Origin of the sequence: Fluviispira multicolorata, from assembly GCF_009208585.1 — a bacterium.
In the GTDB taxonomy this organism is placed as follows: domain Bacteria; phylum Bdellovibrionota_B; class Oligoflexia; order Silvanigrellales; family Silvanigrellaceae; genus Silvanigrella; species Silvanigrella multicolorata.
The window spans coordinates 176487-197205 of the sequence record NZ_WFLN01000009.1 but is presented as its reverse complement, the minus strand read 5'-3'; the positions used below and the strand labels follow the sequence as shown (position 1 = coordinate 197205).

Here is a 20719-nt window from a genome sequence, read left to right as displayed (position 1 = left end):
TCTCACAAAGGAGGCGTACCCTATGGCTAAGCCAGAGACTGTTTCAACGAGTCAAATGATTGCAAATGTTGCTGCTAAATTTGATCAACTTCCTAAAAAAATTACTAAGGAAGTAATCGCAGATTTTCTCAACACAGTAGAAAGTGAAGTTGCTTCTGGAAAGAAACTTCGCATAGACAAAATTGGTATTCTTCAAGTTAAGGAGCGCGCACCTCGTATGGGTCGCAATCCTCAAACAGGCGAAGAAATCAAAATTCCTGCTTCAAAGAAAATTGCTTTCCGCGCTGCAAAATCATTGAAAGAGCAAGTTACAGGTTCTCGAGCTTCCGCTAAAGCAAAAAAACCGGCTGCTGCTGCGGTTAAAAAGAAAAAATAATTTTTTTTTTGATCTTCATAAAAGTAAAAGTCAGCCACTTTATTTTGGCTGGCTTTTACTTTTAAAATAATTGTTTAATTTAACTAAAATTTTATAACACACTTTCTATTCTCAATGAAAGTCTATTTTATTCATAATTCCTTCCATATTTTGTTTGTTGTGCAGCATAAATTTAGATGATAGAAAAAGCAGGTGTTTTTTGAGCAAAAGGAGTGCCTCGTGACAAAATATGAAGCTTTTGGAAAAGCCTTTGACCCTTCTCAAACCGAGTCAAAGATACGTGATTATTGGAAAAATAATTGTTTTTACAAATCTGTAAGAAACCCAAATAAAAAACCTTATACCATCACCATGCCTCCTCCCAATGTCACGGGCGATCTCACAATGGGACATATGATGTTCACGCTTCAAGATATTCTTATCCGTTGGCACAGAGCAAAAGGCTACGAAGCTTGTTGGATTCCTGGAACGGACCACGCAAGCATTGCAACCGAAGCAAAAGTAACTAAACTCCTTGCAGATCAAGGAATTTCAAAACGTGAAATAGGACGAGAAGCCTTTTTAAAACATGCATTTGAATGGAAAGAAAAGTACGGTGGTCGCATTATCGACAGTCTAAACACCCTCGGTATAAGCTGTGATTGGTCACGTAATACTTTTACAATGGATGAAAAATATTCAAGCGCAGTTATCAAAGCCATTGTTAAACTTTATAAAGATGGACTTATATATAAAAGTCACCGCTTGGTAAACTGGTGCCCTGTCAGTCAATCCGTTATTTCTGATGAAGAAGTTTTTCCAGAAGAACGTAATGGTTCCCTTTGGCATATTCGCTATATTGTTGAAGGCAATAAAGATCAAAGTATCGTTGTTGCAACAACTCGCCCAGAAACTTTGTTTGGAGATTTGGCTGTTGCTGTTCACCCAAGCGATGAACGTTATGCACATTTAATTGGTAAAAATGTTATTGTGCCTGTTTGCAATCGCTCAATCCCTGTGATTGCAGATCACTATGTTGAAAAAGAATTTGGCACAGGAATAGTAAAAATAACGCCTGCTCACGACATGAATGACTTTGAAGTTGGCAAACGCCACAAGCTTGGTCTGCTTAATATAATGCACCCAAATGCTACCTTAAATGATAAAGTTCCTAAAGACTATCAAGGACTCGATCGCTATGTAGCACGTAAAAAACTTGTAACTGAGCTTGAAAATATAGGTTTGCTTCATAAAATAACGCCACATAAACTTGTCATTGGAATATCAGAACGTGGAAATGTGCCCATTGAGTATTATTTAAGTGAGCAATGGTACATAAAAATGGATAAACTTGCGGGGATGACTTTAAATGCAACACGCTCCGGCAAGCTTAAACTCATTCCAGCCCACCAAGAAAAAACTTGGGAACATTGGCTCACAAATATCCAAGATTGGTGTATTTCTCGCCAATTATGGTGGGGTCACCGTCTCCCCATATATACTTGTCAAAGTTGTCAGCATATTCACTGCGAAGAAAAAGCACCTACGCAATGTGAAAAATGTGGAAAAAATAATCTCTCCCAAGAAAATGATGTTCTCGACACTTGGGCAAGCTCATGGCTTTGGACCTTTGGTGTTCACAATTGGGCAAAGCCAAATTCTGAAGAAAAGATGGATCTTGAATATTATTATCCAACAGAAGTTATTGTCACAGGCGCTGACATTATATTCTTTTGGATTGCAAGAATGGTCATGGCTGGCGAATATTTTATGGGTGAAACACCCTTTAAACATTGTTACTTTACCCCTATAGTGCGTGACTCTGTTGGACGGAAAATGAGTAAGTCCCTTGGAAACTCTCCTGATGTTTCTGGGGTTATGAAAAAGTATGGCACAGACGCCATGCGTTTCTCACTCGTAAATCAAATTGTAACAGGCCAAGACATTTTCTGGAGTGATGACTGCTGTGATTTAGGTAAAACCTTTGCAAATAAAATCTGGAATGCAACTCGTTTCCTTACTATGAATGCAGTGAAACTTGATATAGACCCTGCAAACATTTCTTTTGATGATCTAAAAACTCGTTCAAATGATTCAATTATGGGCTGGATTACCAGTGAGTTCTATGATGTTGTTCATAAAACTCACGACAATATTTCTAAATATGAATTTTCTCAGTACACAAGTTCAATGTATGAATTCGTCTGGATGATCTATTGCGATTGGTTTGTTGAACTTATGAAACCTCGCTTTAATGAGAATGCAGATAAAGAATTAGCACGTGAAACAATCACTGTTGCCCTGAAAATTTTTGATGGCGTATTGAGACTTTTACACCCTATTATGCCTTTTGTTACCGAAGAAATTTGGCAACAATTAAATCAAAATCGTCAAGGAAAAACAATTGGTTTAGAAAAACTCCCCGAGCCACAAAGTAATATGATTGATGCAAATTCAATCCAATATATGCGTGAAGTACAAGGAGTTGTGAGCGCTGTAAGAACAATTCGTGGTAAATTTAACATTCACCCTGGAACCGATTTAACAGTCTACATGCAAGACTCCAAAAATCGTTTTGGTAATCTCATTCCACAAATGGAAGCACTTGCAAAAGCTAAATTTAACTTTGAAAGTGAGCAAAAAGGATTTTGCGCTCCTGCGCTCGTTAATGGCTCAGAAATCTTTGTAAGTCTTGAAGGCTTAGTCGATAGAAATGCAGAGCGTGACAGACTCTTGAAAAAAATAGAAAAAATTTCTGCTACGATTGCCGGAGTTGAAAAAAGATTAAGCAATGAGGAATTTGTAAAAGGAGCTCCTGCTCATATTATTGACGGTGCAAAAAAACAACTTAGCATCAATCAAAAAGAGCTTGAAATGTTGCAAGAATCACTAAAAGTCCTTTAAAATAAGGAGAGAGCTTAACAAAGCTCTCTCCTTATTTTTTATTGTTGGATACATTTGAATTATGAAATATTTATATTGGCTTGACATGGAAATGTCGGGTCTCGATCACAGTAAAGAGCGAATATTAGAAGTTGCTTTGGTTGTCACTGATTTGTCTTTTCATATTGTAAAAGAATATATGACAGTCGTTTATCAAGATAATGAAGTCTTAAAAGGCATGGATACTTGGTGTGTAGAGCATCATGGAAAGAGCGGGTTAACAGCGAAAGTACCAAATGGCAAGCCTGAGAAAGAAGTTGAACAAGAACTTATTGCAATAATTAATGAATTTTCTCCCCAAGAAAAAGTTATTCTCGCTGGAAATTCAATAGGACAGGATAGAAAATTTATTGACCAATGGATGCCAAATTTAGCTCAAAGTTTGCATTATAGAATGCTAGATGTTTCAAGTTTTAAAATTGTATATGAGAATCTTTTTAACAAAAGGTATGATAAGAAACATAAACATAGAGCATTAGAAGACATTCTAGAATCTATTGAAGAACTTAAATTTTATTTACAATTTGTAAGCGTTTAAAAGCTATTTCCTCTTGCAAAAGGGGAAATTTTTTGAGCTATCTCTTTTTAAATTCTTCGCAAGAAAACTTAAAAATAAAAATCTGTATTATTAATGAGTTAATTTATTAATACTTTGGTATAAAAATTGCATACACTTCTTATGAAATGAATTATTTTTAATTAAGCATTTCTTTTTAATAATTGGAGATTATCTATGCTTAGCAAATTTAACAATTCTAAAGATGATAATTTTGAATATACGATATTAGAAAATGAGAAAATATATTCAAAAGAGTCAGATATATTTTATACTGAACATATATCATTAAGTCTTGAAAAATTTAGTAATTATTATAGACCTTTAGTGAATTCTACCTCAGCCTTTTTAACCTGTTTAACTTATTTTAGTCTTCTAAAAACAAGCAAAAGACTAAGTAACAAAGAAGTATTTAATTTTATAGTTGATATCTTCCATAATTATAATAATAAAGAATATCTTGCTGAAAAGATAAATCCTAATCGAAAATATGATTCTAAGCAAAACTGGAATCAATTCATCGGTAAAGAAAAATTGAGTGTTCTTAAATCCTATCCCGAATATATTTCTCTAAAAAGAACAATTGAAGGACATTTTAGGCTTTTAAAATCAACTACAAAGTTAAATCAACAAGATCAATTATTTAAAAAAGAATATACAAATCATGGAACTAAAGAACATTTTATTAAAATTTATCCCTCAGAATATAATTTATATAATGAAAAATATAAATTAATTCCTGGTCTTTATGATAAAGAAAAAATTGTCAGTAGTTTAAAACGACTCAATGAAGAACTCATACGTGAAAGCAATAAACGCAACACATCTGATAGGCTTGATTATTACTGTACTTTAAATGATATGCAAATTTACAGCCTTTTTGTGTCTCCTATTGTTGGCTTTCATGGAATTGTTTTTGGTTTACTTATTCCACCTATAACGGGTGTTGGTCTTGTTACTACGATTACAGCCACATCTATTGGCACTGGAATTGGGACTGCAAAAAACCATTTTTCTAATTTTGTAAAAAGAATTTATAATGTTGGCATTAGACAAAATTCTTTTAGAAAATTGGATGAAACAAAATTCAACAATAAATTGAATAATGCTGTAAATAATAATAACTTAAAACAAATGAGCATTATTATTTCTGAATTAAAAAAAGTAAATTTAAAAACAGGTCAATTTAATTTCTTTTTTGCTAACACATTCAAATATTACTGTGAATTAAAAAACGAAACCGACAAATATGCTAAAGAACTTTTTGTTGAAGAAAAAAAATTCGAAAAATTATTACCAAATCTGCAAAAACTATATTATAAAACTCTATGTTATTTTAGAAAAAAAGAAGTTCTCGAAGAAACTCTAAGACTCCAAGTATGCTCCTTAAAAGCAATCAATATTAAATCTGCATTTATGATTCGCAATAATGAAAATGTTAAAAAATTTATTAGAGATCATTTAAATAAAGATGAAGGTTTTCAAAAAAAATTAATTCGCAAGTCAATTCATAAAGTGTGTGGTAAAAATGCAAAAAACACAGAACTTATTGAAGATATAATCTTATTATCTTTAAGAACTGAAGAAATTGATGAAAAATTTATAAAAGAAAATTCTATTAGTGCAAGTTTAAAAGCAGGTCTTTCAGAACAAATTGAGGATATTCTCGGTAATTTTGGTTCTTTAAATGAAGGCATAAAATTTGGAGTTAGAACAACCGCAAAAATAACACCAACTGATTCTCTCTTTACAAAAATTAGCAATAATTCTACCAATTTTGATTTGGGACTTTGGCTCTCTATATCTGCACTTGAAGGTATTTTATATTTGTCAGAATCACACAAAGCAAGCAGAAAATATCAATTGATCACAAGTTGGATTAGCACTCTAACTGGTGCTAACTATTTATCAAGAGTTGCCGCTAGCTCTGTTTATCTCATTACAAGTAAATGGGCGAATTTATTTACTTGCCCTGTGATGGATTATTTATATCTAAATCCATTTGGCATAATAGCAGACATATTTAGTTTAAAAATCGGTGGGGCTGTATCATCAACTCATTCAGAAAATTGGAGACAAATTATTATTGAGTTTGATGACTTTAAGAAGAAATATTCAAAAGATAAATGGTCACCTGCATATGATTATTTTATAAAATCTCGTCCGAGCGATCCTTCTGAGGTTATTCATAATATTGGAGATATGTATAAAAATAAACTCACAAGTATTACAACACTTGTTGAAAGTATTAATAAAGATTCTTTAGCATTACTTGACACAATCCAGAATTTCGAATCGAGTAAATCTAAATCCTATTTTAAAACAACATTAGATGATGTTATTAACAGTTATGTGAAAGTATTTATTAAAATGTTTTCACTTGCAAAAGAAATTGAAACATTTGAATTGTATTTTGAATTTCTAAATGAAATGAATGCAGAAATAGAAACCACCCTTAAAATCAATTTTACTTTGCTAGGAGTTGAAAATAAGGGAGTGTTCTCAATCATTCAATTTTTATCGGATCCGTATGTGAAAAAACATATTTTAGATAAAGATTAAATATAAACTAACGATTTACTTTTGTACCTTCATTTATAGAACGTAAAATTTCTTCGCGTGGAATAAGATCTGTAGGGAGAGTAGCTCGTCTAACATTTGCTCTATATAAAATAGCTCCTCTTAATTTAGTATAATCAAGATCGGCATCCTCTAAATTCGCTCTTGTAAGATTTGCACCTTCTAAATTTGCATTCCATAAACTTGCATTTGCAAAATTACAGCCTTCTAAATTAGAATCTTTAAAATTAACGTAAGAAAGATTTGAAGTCTCAAAATTGCAGTTTGAAAAATCAAGCTTTGCTAAATTTGCTTTGCGAAAATCGAGTCTTGAAAAGTCGCGCGTTGTTTGCAAAATATCGATCGCTTCTTTACGAGTCAAAGTCTTTGGCTTGGTTTCATCAGAATCTATTTCTCTATGCACCTCAGAATGAACTTCTTCTTCGTCCACTTCTTCTTCAAAATCATCTTCATCTTCTTCGACCATTCGGCGAGCCATCAAACTCACTTTTATAGGTTTATCATTACGATTGAGAACAATCACCATTTTCAGAAAACCTCCTTAATTGGGTTTGTTTGCTCCTACACATTGCCCCAAAATTTAAAAAAATCAAGAATAAAAAAAGAGAGCAGTCAAAGTGAACCGCTCTCTTTTAAGAGTATAGAATATTCTTATAAAATGGAAAACAAATTCTCTCTTTTAGGAAAGAAATTCGTTTAAAACTTTAGTGCACAGAGTTTGGAACAGGAGCCTGCGCAGGACGTGCTGATTTCTTAGAGAATGAAAGCGAATTTGCATCATCCCCAAATTCTTCATCAAGATATTCTTCTTCAACCATATCGGTTTTATCTTGCACTGAAATTCTTGCTTCAAGCGCAGCAGCTTCAAATACATTATTAGAAGCTGTTTCAAATAGAATTGAAGAAAGTCTAGAACGGATAACTGATTTTGGAGCCCAGAAGAGATCTGCTAAGGCTTTAATCATGTTAACGCGTGTTGAAATTTTTTGGATTTCAACAGCAAGAGCTTCTCTTGGCACCAAAAGAGCATTTGCAAAGTCAACGATTTCTGCTTGTGAAAGTGTTTCACAGCGGCTTGTAAATTTAAACTTTTCTCTTTCCGAAAGAAGAACAATCCTTGCAATTTCTCTTGCAATAGCTGTACGTGTGTGAGCTCTAATGTCACCTTTACGAAAACGGATTGCATAATGTCCAGGTTTTACACGGGAACTGCGAGCAAGTTTGTCTGAAACATCACCCGGCATAAGTTGGATAAATGGGAATGCAGAGATAAGCTCTGGAATATGAACTGGAATTGCATTGATATTTGCTTTTCCAAGAATTTCTTGTGCAACTTTTTCAATTTCAAGACTTCTGTCACGGCGCTCAATACGAACACCTGGCTCTTCGAGGGAAAGTCTTCTTTCTTCTTCTGCGTCGCAGAAATCGCACCATGCTTCATCAAGATCAACAAGGCCATCAGCAAGATCTTGAATAATTTCGAGATCAACATCAAGAGCCTTCGCTAAATTCTCAAGAGCTTGCACATTGCGTATAGCTTTTTTACCGCGTTTCCAATGACTTGTGTCACTTGGATTATAATTCAAAATTGAACCAAGATCTTGATCATGTACTTTTTCATTTGGCTGACGAAGTTCTAAAACACGAAAGCAAAAACGGAAAAGTTGAACAGATTGTGGAAATCTAACTGCTTCTTGTAACTTACGCATAAAAATTCCCTTTCTAGCAATAATTAAAAATAACTAAGAAAATTAAAAATATCACAAAAATGAATCAGTTGTGCAAAAAAATCGTATGACTAGTAATTTCTTCTTAACGATTCTTCCATATAAGCTGATTACTCTTGAATTGGACAAAATACCAGAGTCTTTTCAATCCGTCAAAATTTAAGACATTTTTACAAGTGATATAAAGGTTTAATTTTGTAGAGAAAAATCCTCAATATAGGATTTTATGTTATATTTATAAGGAATTAAAAATATTACAAGCGCTCTGAGAGAATCAAGTGTCTTCTTAAAAGACACTTAAGAGGGGGGATGAATAAGAGAAAAGATAAAATTTTAGCTTGGTAAGACTTTTACGGATAGCTCACCAAAACCTATTCTAACATGTTCATTTATAGCAAAACCTTTAAATATAACTGTATCTCCATCTTCGATAAAAGATCTTCTTGAACCATCTGGGAGAGTTATAGGTTTATTCCCCTTCCAAGCGAGTTCAAGCATCGATCCATATGATTCAGGATACGGTCCGCTAATAGTTCCGCTTGCATAGACATCTCCAACGCTTATAGGAGAACCATTTGAAGTCATATGAGCCAATTGTTGGAACAAATTCCAATACATATATTTGTAATTTGATCTTGAAATTAGAAAAGGCTCCTGCATTTTGTCGGATTGAATGTAAATTTCGAGGTGAATGTCGAATAGTCCATTCTTTTTACACTTCAAATATTCGAGCTCGGAGACATCTTTGTCCTGAGAAGGTAAAGCAAAAGGAGTCAAAGCTTCGAGAGATACTAACCATGGAGAAAGTGAGCTAGCAAAACTTTTTCCTAGAAATGGTCCAAGTGGTACATATTCCCATCTTTGAATATCGCGGGCGGACCAATCGTTAAAAAGGGCGAAGCCGAATATAGCATCTGAACACTCATCAGGAGAAATCACTTCACCAAGCGCAGTGTTTTTACACGTAATAAATGCCATTTCAAGTTCAAAATCCAATTGCTTTGTCAAACCAAAAGTAGGTTGAGTTGAATCAACTGCACACAATTGTCCCTTTGGTCTTTTGAAATTTGTACCACCTACTATAATAGAGCTTGAGCGACCATGATAACCGATTGGAATATGCTTCCAATTAGGTAATAATGGGTTTTTTTCATCTCTAAACATTTTTCCTAAATTTATTGCATGATCTAAACTCGAATAAAAATCGACATAATCTTTAACTTGAATAGGTAACAACATTTTAACTAATGAAATTTGAATAAGAATAGTCTCAAGATGTTCTGGATGCTTTTTTAATTTTGAATTTGGATTTGAAAATAATTCTTGAACTGCATATCGAACATTATTACAAACTTTGTTTCCAAGTGATAACAGATCATTTAATTTATTTTTTTCAAAAACTTCTCCTTTTAAATCTTCTATATGAGACAGATATCCAAGCTTAAATAGACTGTTTAAATCTATGACAAAATCACCTAGTGCAGCTCCTGCACGTGCAGTTGATTTTTGATTATTTGTATAAAATACTCCAAATGGAATATTATAAATCGAAAAGTCGTGATTTTGTGGAATGTCAAACCAACACTTTAATTCCTTCATATAATGCCCTTCTAAGTAAGAATTTTATGTTCAATAAGATGATCTATAGGCTCTAAAAAACTACAACTTCCAAAACTTTTTATATATTTCTTTCTAAGATTTTCAATCTCATAATTGCTTAATGAAAATTTTCCAATTTCCAATCCAGTTTTTGAAAATTTAAAATTTTCATAATTATAATTAGAAAGAATATCTTCAATCTCTTTTTCAGTTGCTAACTCTTGATAAGCAAGCATCATGCTTGAAAAGACATTTAAAAACCCATGCAATATTGTCCCCACATCAGGATTAAAATTTGGTACTGGGACATGCAGCCCAGCAGTTGCTTTTACAGGTATTTTATATTTGGCACATAGGCTTAAAGCATGAGCAATTTCTTGAGCTGAAGGTATTTGTTCTTTTTTAACTCCCCCCGTTCTCAGCTTTACAAGCACTTGAAAATTTAAATTACTTCTGTTATACTCAGAGATTTCACGTATATTTTTATCAAAATTATCATTTAATGGAATTTCACAATAGAAATCTATTTTTTTATTGTGCGCACGAAAGTTCTCGAATAAAATTGACAAATACACATCTATTATTTTATTTGAATTCGCAGCAAGGATGTCTTCTGGTGGTAAAAATTCTATGGAGAGAATTTCGAGTGAAGATTCAAAAAGTTTTGAAAATTCTTGAATGCTTTGAAAATCCTTTTGCAATATATTTGGAAAATCATTAAAACTCTTGCATGCTGAAAGAATGATAGAAAAGCTTGCTTTTCGTTTTCCAATTTTAGATAAATAATTGTGAGTGTTAAGTAATAAAATAGTTTCTTCTATTTTATTCACAGGAAGTACAAACTTCCCAAGCATATCTTCATACTCATGCAATAAATATTCTGAATAGTTCTTAAGAGATTCTTCTAATGAAAGCTGTGCTGGAGGATATAATCCAGCATAATCTAAAAGCTCATTCATATAAACTTTTAAACTTTGCATAAATACTCCTGGTGTTAAGAATGAATGAAACATTTCCTTGTTTACTGCAAAGAAATTGCGCTATCTTTACAGGGACGATAAATTTGAATGGAGAGTAAGCTGAATGCATAATGATTTTATCCAAGATCTCGCGGCCATCCTTCTCACTGGAGGAGCCTTCGGTTGGATGTTTAAAAAGTTTTTCAAGTTACCTTTAATATTAGGTTATATATTTGGGGGAGTCCTCCTTTCTTTACCGATATCCTACACACCCTATGTTGTTAGTAAAGAATCAGCTAACACTTTAGCCGAAATAGGTGTTTTATTATTAATGTTTTCAATGGGTCTGCATTTTGGTATTCGCAAAATCCAATCCTTAGGCATTTCACCCGTTCTCGTCGGAGTCTCTCAAGCACTTTTAATGTGGTTCATTGGGACAAATGTTGCACACTATTTTAATATTTCTGGTTTTGAGGCGCTTTTCTTAGGGGCGGTTATTTCGACAGCTTCAACAGCAGTCATTGTTAAAATTTTAGAAGATCATCAACTTAAAAGTGCGCGCTTTGCCGAAAAATTAATGGCCGTATTGCTCATTGAAGACTCAATCGCAATATTTATGATCATATGGCTCTCAACTTCTTCGAGTGGCGAAAGCATTCAATTAATGGAGATAGTACCTATATTTATCTGTAGTATTTTACTTTGGTGGTTGCTTGGGACTTTATTACTTCCTCGAATTATTCACTCTGCATTTAAAACGGGTAAAGAAGAACTTTTAGTTATTTTAAGCATCGGTCTTGCACTTGGACTTGCTTATTTATCAGCTTCTTGGAACTTCTCAGCTGCACTTGGCGCCTTTATTATGGGCTCTATTCTGTCAGATTGTAGAGAACTTAAAAAAATTGAAGTTGTCATTGAACCCGTTAAAAATCTTTTTACATTAGTCTTTTTCGTTTCAATTGGATTTCTCTTTTCTCCTGAAATTATTTTAGAAAAATGGAGTCTTATTTTAGCTCTTGTTGCTACAATAATTATTTGTAAAATTGGACTAAATCTAATATTTAACTTATGCGTTGGCCAAGGTATAAAAGACTCCATTCGAATTAGCGGAAGCATGGGACAAATTGGAGAGTTGTCTTTTGTTATTGCCCAAGTTGGTGTGGGTCTTGGTGTTATAGAAAATAAAACGTTCTCCGCAATCGTAGCAACAGCCATTATTACTATGCTTATGACTCCTTTTATATTTAAATTTTCTATTAAATTAGCAGAGACACCCGAATCTTTAATTCCAAAACCAATTTATAAATTTATTGAATCTTACTCTCAGGCTGTCATTAATTTTTCATTAGAGAATAAAATGGCACCTTTTTATAAGAGATTTTCACTATTTCAAGGCATAAAATATCTATCAGAAAACACAAAAAGTCGTCTCAGAAAAAACTTTATGTTAATGACGGCTAAAAATGTAACTTCAACACTCGATCGATTAGCGCCATGGGATGAATATTTAGTTCCCGTTCACGTTGGTGCCGATGCAGATATAACTGGAAGAAATTTAATTGATCTTAAATTAAGAGAAAAATTTTCAGTTAATATTGTCGCTATTGAGCGTAATAATAAAACAATTATTTCTCCAAAAGGAACCGAAGTTGTCATTCCTGGGGACACACTTTTAGTTTATGGAAATGAAGAATCTATCACAAAATTAGAAAGTTTCTGTACAAAAGAAAAACCAGAAGATGAAAATCCACTGACTATCGATCAATGCTTGCTTGCGGGCATCAATTTACATGAGACCCACCCATTTATAGGAAAAAATATTTTAGAGCTTGGAATAAGAGTGAATTATAATTGTATTGTACTTGCAGTAAATAGAAATAATCAACGTATTAAAAATCCAGTTTCAAACTTTGTCTTTCATCACAATGATGAATTATTTATTTTTGGCACAAGACATTCTCTTGAAAATATAAAGACCCTACATATCAATGCTTAGATCTGGAGTTCCTTGATCGATAAGATCTTTTTTTTTAAACTTATAAATTAAATTTAATTTATAATCATGCAATTTCTTTTCTAGTCCAGCAGGATAATGGTGAGGATTCATTAATCTTCTAATACTTGCATGAAGTCTTCGTAGTTGAATAAATGTTCTCTCTCTTATTTCAGACAGTTTAGGGAGAGAATATACGAGTTTTCCATCTCTATAAACCGGTACTAAAAGATCTTCATAATCACAGTTTTTTGGAATTTTGCAAAAACGAGTAAAATCTTCAGGATCAATAATCATTGAAGATTTAAGTTTGTCAGAATTTAATATGTCATAAATCATATCTGCTTCAAATAAACTCTTATTAAAAAATCTTCTTACTTGTAAAATTCCAGGAGTTGAAATTTTCATAGATTGTTCGGATAATTTTATCCGATGCTCCCAAATACCTGTACTCGATTTAATTGCAGAGATTTTATAGACAGCTCCTAATGCAGGCTGATCAAATGCCGTAACAAGCTGCGTTCCAACCCCCCACACAGCAATTTGCGCACCCTGTTCCTTTAAACTCGCAATAACATTTTCATCTAAATCATTGCTCGCAACAATGACAGCATCTGGATAACCAGCTTTGTCGAGTAGCTTTCTCGCTTCAATACTTAAATAAGCGAGATCTCCTGAATCTAAGCGAATTCCTCCCATTTTTTTGCCCTGGGTCTTTAACCAATTGGCAACTTCAATGGCTTTTTTAACTCCTTCTAAACTGTTATAAGTGTCTACTAAAAATATTGTATTATTTGGCATGGCACGTGCAAATGCAAAGAAAGATTCAATTTCGCTGTCAAATGCCATCACCCAACTGTGTGAATGCGTTCCACGCACTGGAATTCCAAATATTTTTCCAGCTAGAGTATTTGATGTTGCAACACAGCCACCAATAAAGGCTGCTCGACTTGCACTCAATCCACCATCTACACCTTGTGCCCTTCTTAAACCAAATTCAAGAACTTGCGAGGGACCAGCAACAGAAACAACCCGAGCCGCTTTCGTAGAAATTAATGAATGAAAATTAATAATATTTAATAATGGCGTTTCGAGCAATTGGCATTGCAATAAAGGACCTGAAATTCGCAATAAAGGCTCATAAGGAAACACGACTGTTCCTTCGGGAATTGCATCCACATTACATGAAAAAGACATATTCTTTAAATAAGTAATAAATTCTTCTTCAAATAAAACTAAATCATCTGCACCTTTAATTGTTCTTAAATAAGCTAAATCATCGTCTGTAAATCTAAACTGGTTTAAATAATCAATAGCCAATTCAAGACCTGAATTTAGTGTAAAACCACTATTGAAAGGATTTTTACGAAAATAAAGATGAAAAACACTTTCTCTTTCAGAAATTCCAGACTTCCAATAACCATATGCCATAGTTAATTGATAAAAATCAGTTAATAAAGTGAGAGAACTCTTATATACAGTTTGAAAAAATGAATTCATGAATTGCTCACCTTAATTTTTTTTCTGTGCTTTTTTTAGAGGGAGAAAATCACTTGGACTATGACAACCTCCTTCTTCTAATACTTCGGCAAATATATTTGATGTATTACAACCAGCAATCATTATGGTGGTCAATAATAAAATACTTTTAAATTTATAAAATCCCATAAAAAAAACCTTTTTTACCATTTGTTTTGTTGCTCATTTCCCTCAAAGAATTCAGAAAGTCTTCTTCGAGTGGCACTAGACACATCATAAGGCAAATCATTAAATGAAAACCACTTTGCCTCTTTTATCTCTGAACTTTTAAATGGCTGTGTGTCAAATTTTTTTATAACATAAAAACAAATAAAGTCATCAACACCCATTATTTTATGATAGTAACAATCAATTAAATTTGGAAATTCTCGCACATTTATTCCGGCTTCTTCTTGAACTTCTCTAATAATTGCTTCTCTTGGCGATTCACCTTTATCGACACCTCCACCTGGAAAATGCCAACCACTCATATAGGTGTGCTTAACAAGTAATATTTCATTTTTATCATTTATAACAAGTCCTCTTACCCCAAACGATCTCATTCCAAATATCTTTTGAATACTCTTTTTTACTACTATATAAATTAAATAAAAAAGATTTGAAAATTTTTGCATAAGAAACATTCCAATTATAAATTATTTTTTCTCAACACAAGTGGAATAATATATATAAGCACAGGCACGAGCATTGCAATTACAAAACCATAATTTTCTGATGTTTTCATTCCAAATCCTGCTAAAGGAGGACCAATCAATGATCCTACACCAAACATAGCAACTACAGCTGTATTTGCACCTGCTAAACTGCTTCCTTTGTACTTTTTTCCTACTATAATTAGAGCTAAGGTGTAAAAACCTGAAATACATGCTCCCCAGAAAAATAGAATTGGATATAATACAAAAGGAGTATTAATGAAAAATCCAATACCAATTGCCCCAAAAATACCAATCAAAGTACAAATAATTAAGGATATTCTCGCCCCATATTTATCTGCAATGGCTCCAACAAAAAATTGTAAACATGCTTGTCCAACACCAACGACAACAAGTAATGAAACTGAAAGTTGCTCTGATAAACCATTATAGATTCCATAAAGTGGTAGTAAATTAAAGGCTGTGGTTTCCATATATCCATAAACAATAGCTGCCCCCATGGCAATTGGAGTGGATAGAATTATTGGTTTTATGGAGGTTTGTTCTTCACTCTTTATATTTGGAATTTGTTTTCGAGCTAAAAAAATAGGTACAAAAACAATTAAAAGAAAAAGTGAACCCGCTATGAATGGCAAAACACCTCTGCTGCCCGTAAAAACTAAAACACCTGCACCTAGAAAGTAACCAATGCTTAAACAGGATGAAAAAATACCCATTATTCTACCACGAAGATGATCTGGGGAAAGTTCTCCAATCCAAGTTTCACTGGCCACAAAAATACCGTCAAGACAAGCACCAAATACAAATCTTAAAACAAACCATAAAAATATGTTTTGAGTGAAAAAGAATCCATAAAAACAAAAAATAGCAACAATAATTGCAAAGGAAAGAAAGCTCTTTAGGCCAAATTTTTCCATAAATTTTAGGAAGAGAGGGGAGAGAGCAAAAGCAGCTATGGCAGGCATAGTTGTATTTAAACCAATGATAAATGAAGAATACCCTAATTCTTTCATTACAAATGAGAGAAGAGGAAGAGAAAGTCCAAAACCAATTCCCGTAATTGCAACACAACTGAGAGCTGCAATAATTCCAACTTTATTTATGGATTTAATGCTATAATTTATATGACTCGATCCTTCAATGGAACCCATAAAGTTCCTCCTATACATATTTGAAAATCTCTTGATGAGCCTTATAAATGACACATCTCAATAGCCTCTTTCTGTTAATTTTCGAAAAAATGCAATTGAAAGAAGAAGTCAGGGATAGCTTTTAAAAGAGTAATCATTGGACAGTATTTCTGTAACAAGCTTTTTATTACTTACTATTTTATTCATTTTTTTTGAATATTGAAGAGGAAAAATAAATTTATCACTCAATTCTTTATTTTTCTTCAATTCATCTGTAATTTTATAATTATTTTTATAAATACCATTACATAAATTATACCGAGATCCTTTTTTAAATTTTTCTAATAGTAAGTGAAGACAAAAAACAATATCATCGACATGGATTAAATTTATGATTCCATCTGGATCTTGAACTCTCCCTTGGACAAACCAATTTATTGGTAAACGATTGGGACCAAAAATTCCTGCTAAATGAACAATACTTGCACCAAGTATTCTCAATTCTTCCTCTGCTTTTATTCGCCAATTTGTTAAATCGAGTGGAGTCATTTCATCAATTACTTCGTTATCTAATTTGTGAATATAGGCAGAAGTTGTACTTAAAATAACTGTTCTTTTATTAAGACAATAAAACTTATAAAATTCTATCGCTATGTTTTTTTCTGCTTCATTATTTGCAGATGCAAAAGTCCAAATAACCTCATCACATTCAGGTAAGTTATTCCAAGAGTTTTTATTTAAAAGATCAAAATAAATGATAGTATTGTCAGAATCTCTATTACGACTTGTAGCTAGACATTCCGGAAATTTTTTACAATAAAAACTACCTACATATCCCTTACCTAACACGATTGTTTTTTGTGACATTTAAAATTCCACTCTCTATCTAATTTATATAATATTATTACGTGAATTTTCATTAAAAAACATTGTTCTTACTTATTTTTGAGCTGTTGCAAAGGTGGAGCTGATTCCATATTTCCCGAATCACCCTGTCCCTGCTCAGGCATAGCAGCATTATCAGATTGTGGAATTGCTTGCCGAGTTTTATTTTGAGGAGACATTGCCGACTGATCTCCTTGAGGAATAGGTTCCGCAAATTCTTTTGGTAACATTGGGCTCATTGTTGAGGGTTTACCTGTCTCTTTTGAATACTTTCCTTTTGGAACAGGAAGTTCAGAGAACTCATTTTTAGGAAACTTTGGAAGTTCGTTCGGCATCATTGGATGATAGCTTTGTTCAACTCCAACTTCGTACTGAGGAGCTTCAATATTTATATTTCCATTTTTATCAATTCTCACTGTTACATTTTCGAGATCTTGATTTTTAACTGAACTTATATTGACTCCATTTAAAAAAATAATCCTTCCAGACATATAAGTTGAATCATAGGGCATTCTCTTAGAAATTGCTCCAGTTGATGGTTGAATCGTCCCTCCCCTCGGAGGAAGCGTGAAGCTGGGCATGACCATTTGCTCTAAGTTTTGAGTTTGTATAGGAATGGGAGCACTCCCAACTCTCTGAATTCCAGGACCTTGCAGAGGTTGAGTTTGAATTGGTAACTCTTTTGGTAATTGTTGAGCAATTATTTTTGAATTATATATTAAACCGATAATAAAAATTAAATATATATTTCTCATTTTTTATTCTTTCAATAATAAAACTTTTATTTCTAATATTGATAACATTAACTTAAAATGTTACTTACCACAGTGAAATATTTGCACCATCTGTGTTATTTTAAACCTTAAATATTTAGTTCCATATTTATAAGAGGTATTATGTCTAAAACTTTAGCTATTTTTTTAGTAATCTGTTCAACATTTTTCTGGGGTTCAAATTTTAATGTAGGAAAATATGTTGTTGGAGAAATGTCTCCTTTGATTGCAACTGCATTACGCTTCTCATTAGCATCCTTAGTTATTATAATTATCACAATTATAAAAGAAAAGAATTTTTTTCAAATGCTAAAAGAAAATATTATAATATATATATTGTTAGGCTTTATTGGAGTCGCTGGTTTTAATTCTTTCTTTTTAATTGGATTAAAACATTCATCTGCTATTAATTGCGCACTTATTATGTCAACAAACCCTCTATTAACAAATATTTTTGCAAAATATATCTTAAAAAAAGAAATCTTTACATTTCAAAAAATTGGAATGATCATAAGTTTTGTTGGTGTTTTACTTATTCTTACCCAAGGCTCATTAGATACCTTATTAAAACTAAAATTCTCCGCAGGAGACTGGATTATTATTATCGGTAATATATGCTGGGCACTTTATGGAGTGCTTTGTCTCCGCTATTTAAAAAACTCTTCAGCTTTAGCAACAACTGCATCAACAATGTTTTTTGGTACATTAGTCTTAATTATTTTAGCCTTCTTTGAAGGGAATGTTTCACAGGTTTTTCAACAAAATATTTCTATCTATTCGGCAATTGCTTATATGGGTATATGTGGAGCGGTTCTTGCATATTTATTTTGGAACACAGGAGTGGCAAAGTTAGGAGCAGGCACAACCTCACTTTTTTTTAATTTTGTTCCTGTGTTTACTGTTTTAATATCTATTTTATTAGGACATCCAGTTTTAATGATACAAATTTTAGGGGGAGCTATTATTTTACTCGGTGTTCTTACATCGTCAAATTTTATAAGAATACCTTTAAAAACTAAAAGATCAACATGATAAATATTAAAATTATATTCAATCTTTAAAAAAGATTAACTCATAATAAAGGATTTTTTATGACATTTACTATAAGTATTATTCTATATTTACTGACTGGTTCAATCGCCGGAATATTAGCAGGACTACTTGGAATTGGCGGAGGAGCAATAGTTGTTCCAGCACTTGCATATATCTTTTTAAAAAGTGGTATGCCAACCGAGCACATAATGCATCTCGCAATTGGCACATCACTTACAGCAATGATTTTTACTTCACTTTTTTCCACTCAATCACATCACAAATTTGCAAGAGTTGAATGGAATGTTGTTAAAAAGTTTGTCCCTGGAATTATAATAGGAGTTATTTTAGGAGCACTTTTTTCTACAAAGCTACCAACTCATACTTTAACAATTATTTTTGGTATTTATTTACTTTTTATAGCAATTCAAATGTTCTTTAAAAAAGATAAAAAAGAAAATATTTCTCAAAATAAACCATTCTTAAAAGAATCCAATGCGACAATGGCCGGTGGAGGGGTGCTCATTGGACTTCTTTCAGGACTATTAGGTGTGGGCGGTGGAACTCTTACCGTTCCATTTCTAACATACCTCGGCAAAAGCATGCATAAAGCAATTGGAACTTCTGCTGCATGTGGTTTTTTTATTACTATTGTCGGTACAATTAGCTTTATTCTGTTAAGCACACATGCTTCTAATTTACCAAAAGGCACCATCGGATATATTTATTTACCAGCAGCCCTAGGCATCACTCTTATGAGTTCTATATGCGCCCCAATTGGCAGTAAAATATCAGGAAGTTTATCACCTAAAATACTTAGCAAATGCTTTTCCATTTTACTGATGGCAGTAGCATTAAAAATGCTTATATAAAATATTTTCTAACATTTTTCCTACTTTTGGAGCAAATAGAAATCCGCTTTTATGAGCTCCTGCACATACAAAGCAAGAAATATTTTTATTTTTTATATTTAATTTTTCAACAACAATTTCACTGTGTCCATAGCCCACTCGAAATCCTGTTTTATAAGTTAAATTTTTTACTGTAGATAAAAGAGGATCTTTTTCAAGGATAGTTGTAGCTAATTCTAAAATTTGCATATTTTCTTTTTTCAATTCACTATTATAGTTTTCACTTAAATTTTCTATCTTTACAGTTGAAGACGAAATAGACTGATTTTCATTTTTTCCGCTGAACGTAACTTTTCTCTTCATATTTTTGGATATTCTTTCAAATAAAACATAATTATTGTCATAATTATCAAATAAATTTTTCCCAAAAAAAGTAGAACCAACAGATAATCGTTTTTTCTTTTGCATTTTTTCAGGAATAGGAAGAGAAAGTTCTTGTAAAATATTTTCAGTCCATGCACCCGTGCAAAAAACAAGGTTATGCTTATCATCTTTTGAATGAAGACAAGAATAATCATCTTTTGTAAAGATCTTATTAATAAAAGTTACTTTACGTTTATCTAATACAACTTTTAAAAGACTCATTAATTCTTTTGCATTTACCCATGCCTCATTCTTGTAAGTTATTTCACGAAGTCCTTTTTTTTCGATAAAATCTAATGGCAAGTTCAATGAATTTAAATCATACTCATTTTGTTTGACTCTTAAAAAATGTTTGTCACGTTCTTCTTCGGTGAAAAAAAAGTCCGTTCCAAGTCCAATTTGAAAAAGTTGATTTATTTTAAAATCCAAATTTGCTTCTTTAATTAAATTTTCTAACCATTCAAAATATATTTTTTTAGAGTCCAACTTAATCTGAAAATGTTTATCTCTTCCAAATAGTTGTCCTTTAGTCGCAAGATTAGCCGATGCTGCATATGAACCAGCTAATAAATTGTTGTCTGAAATAATTTGAATTTCAGACCCTTTATAAACATTCCGAGAAAAAAATTCTGCTATTGATAAGCCTAAAATACCTGATCCTACAATTGTTAATTTTTTCATAATAAATCCCGCTAAAAATTTGCTATTATTTTTTTTATAT

The 20719-nt window shown here is 32.4% G+C and carries 18 protein-coding genes; 7 read left to right on the top strand and 11 right to left on the bottom strand.

Annotated elements, in window-relative coordinates; genetic code table 11:
- Positions 1-22: 22 nt before the first annotated feature.
- The 4 genes from GCL57_RS12835 (at position 23) to GCL57_RS12820 (ending at position 6416) form a co-directional block, all read left to right on the top strand.
- Positions 23-376: an HU family DNA-binding protein gene (locus GCL57_RS12835; protein ID WP_130611546.1), complete on the top strand. Its 354-nt coding sequence runs from the start codon at positions 23-25 to the stop codon at positions 374-376.
- Between the two features lie 219 nt (positions 377-595).
- On the top strand, positions 596-3259 hold the full coding sequence (locus GCL57_RS12830) for a valine--tRNA ligase (protein WP_161597756.1): 2664 nt from the start codon (positions 596-598) through the stop codon (positions 3257-3259).
- A 61-nt stretch (positions 3260-3320) separates the two neighbouring features.
- Complete coding sequence (orn, locus tag GCL57_RS12825; RefSeq protein ID WP_152213747.1) at positions 3321-3836, top strand: oligoribonuclease; 516 nt, start codon at positions 3321-3323, stop codon at positions 3834-3836.
- A 195-nt stretch (positions 3837-4031) separates the two neighbouring features.
- Entirely contained in the window at positions 4032-6416 is a 2385-nt protein-coding gene (locus GCL57_RS12820) for a hypothetical protein (protein WP_152213746.1), read from the top strand.
- A 7-nt stretch (positions 6417-6423) separates the two neighbouring features.
- Here GCL57_RS12820 and GCL57_RS12815 read toward each other — a convergent pair whose 3' ends face one another.
- From GCL57_RS12815 to GCL57_RS12800, 4 genes are all read right to left on the bottom strand, one after another.
- Entirely contained in the window at positions 6424-6960 is a 537-nt protein-coding gene (locus GCL57_RS12815) for a pentapeptide repeat-containing protein (RefSeq protein WP_152213745.1), read from the bottom strand.
- A 178-nt stretch (positions 6961-7138) separates the two neighbouring features.
- On the bottom strand, positions 7139-8143 hold the full coding sequence (locus GCL57_RS12810; protein WP_152213744.1) for a hypothetical protein: 1005 nt from the start codon (positions 8141-8143) through the stop codon (positions 7139-7141).
- 351 nt (positions 8144-8494) lie between these two features.
- Positions 8495-9760: a fumarylacetoacetase gene (gene fahA, locus GCL57_RS12805; RefSeq protein WP_152213743.1), complete on the bottom strand. Its 1266-nt coding sequence runs from the start codon at positions 9758-9760 to the stop codon at positions 8495-8497.
- An 11-nt stretch (positions 9761-9771) separates the two neighbouring features.
- Complete coding sequence (locus tag GCL57_RS12800) at positions 9772-10740, bottom strand: hypothetical protein (RefSeq protein WP_152213742.1); 969 nt, start codon at positions 10738-10740, stop codon at positions 9772-9774.
- A 103-nt stretch (positions 10741-10843) separates the two neighbouring features.
- On the opposite strand from GCL57_RS12800, the gene GCL57_RS12795 reads away from it, so the two are divergent.
- A complete protein-coding gene (locus GCL57_RS12795) occupies positions 10844-12715 on the top strand; it encodes a cation:proton antiporter domain-containing protein (RefSeq protein ID WP_152213741.1) in 1872 nt (623 codons plus the stop codon).
- On the opposite strand, the gene GCL57_RS12790 is transcribed toward GCL57_RS12795, so the two are convergent.
- The 6 genes from GCL57_RS12790 to GCL57_RS12770 form a co-directional block, all read right to left on the bottom strand.
- Complete coding sequence (locus tag GCL57_RS12790) at positions 12698-14212, bottom strand: nicotinate phosphoribosyltransferase (RefSeq protein WP_152213740.1); 1515 nt, start codon at positions 14210-14212, stop codon at positions 12698-12700. The genes GCL57_RS12795 and GCL57_RS12790 overlap by 18 nt on opposite strands.
- Before the next feature lie 12 nt (positions 14213-14224).
- On the bottom strand, positions 14225-14380 hold the full coding sequence (locus tag GCL57_RS14830) for a hypothetical protein (protein WP_161597755.1): 156 nt from the start codon (positions 14378-14380) through the stop codon (positions 14225-14227).
- A gap of 14 nt (positions 14381-14394) precedes the next feature.
- Positions 14395-14865 (bottom strand): NUDIX domain-containing protein, encoded by a 471-nt coding sequence (locus GCL57_RS12785; protein WP_161597754.1) that lies wholly within the window; start codon positions 14863-14865, stop codon positions 14395-14397.
- Positions 14866-14879: 14 nt separating this feature from the next.
- Positions 14880-16055 carry an MFS transporter gene (locus tag GCL57_RS12780; RefSeq protein WP_161597753.1) on the bottom strand — a complete coding sequence of 392 codons (1176 nt, stop codon included), beginning with the start codon at positions 16053-16055 and terminating at the stop codon, positions 14880-14882.
- A 108-nt stretch (positions 16056-16163) separates the two neighbouring features.
- On the bottom strand, positions 16164-16901 hold the full coding sequence (locus tag GCL57_RS12775; RefSeq protein ID WP_152213737.1) for a Rossmann-fold NAD(P)-binding domain-containing protein: 738 nt from the start codon (positions 16899-16901) through the stop codon (positions 16164-16166).
- A gap of 68 nt (positions 16902-16969) precedes the next feature.
- Entirely contained in the window at positions 16970-17674 is a 705-nt protein-coding gene (locus GCL57_RS12770) for a hypothetical protein (RefSeq protein WP_152213736.1), read from the bottom strand.
- 141 nt (positions 17675-17815) lie between these two features.
- On the opposite strand from GCL57_RS12770, the gene GCL57_RS12765 reads away from it, so the two are divergent.
- Entirely contained in the window at positions 17816-18724 is a 909-nt protein-coding gene (locus tag GCL57_RS12765) for a DMT family transporter (protein WP_152213735.1), read from the top strand.
- A gap of 59 nt (positions 18725-18783) precedes the next feature.
- Positions 18784-19596: a sulfite exporter TauE/SafE family protein gene (locus tag GCL57_RS12760; RefSeq protein ID WP_152213734.1), complete on the top strand. Its 813-nt coding sequence runs from the start codon at positions 18784-18786 to the stop codon at positions 19594-19596.
- Here the strand turns inward: GCL57_RS12760 and GCL57_RS12755 are convergent.
- The gene (locus GCL57_RS12755) at positions 19579-20679 is read right to left on the bottom strand and encodes an FAD-dependent oxidoreductase (RefSeq protein WP_152213733.1); all 1101 of its coding nucleotides are present in this window, start codon (positions 20677-20679) and stop codon (positions 19579-19581) included. The genes GCL57_RS12760 and GCL57_RS12755 overlap by 18 nt on opposite strands.
- Positions 20680-20719 lie beyond the last annotated feature (40 nt).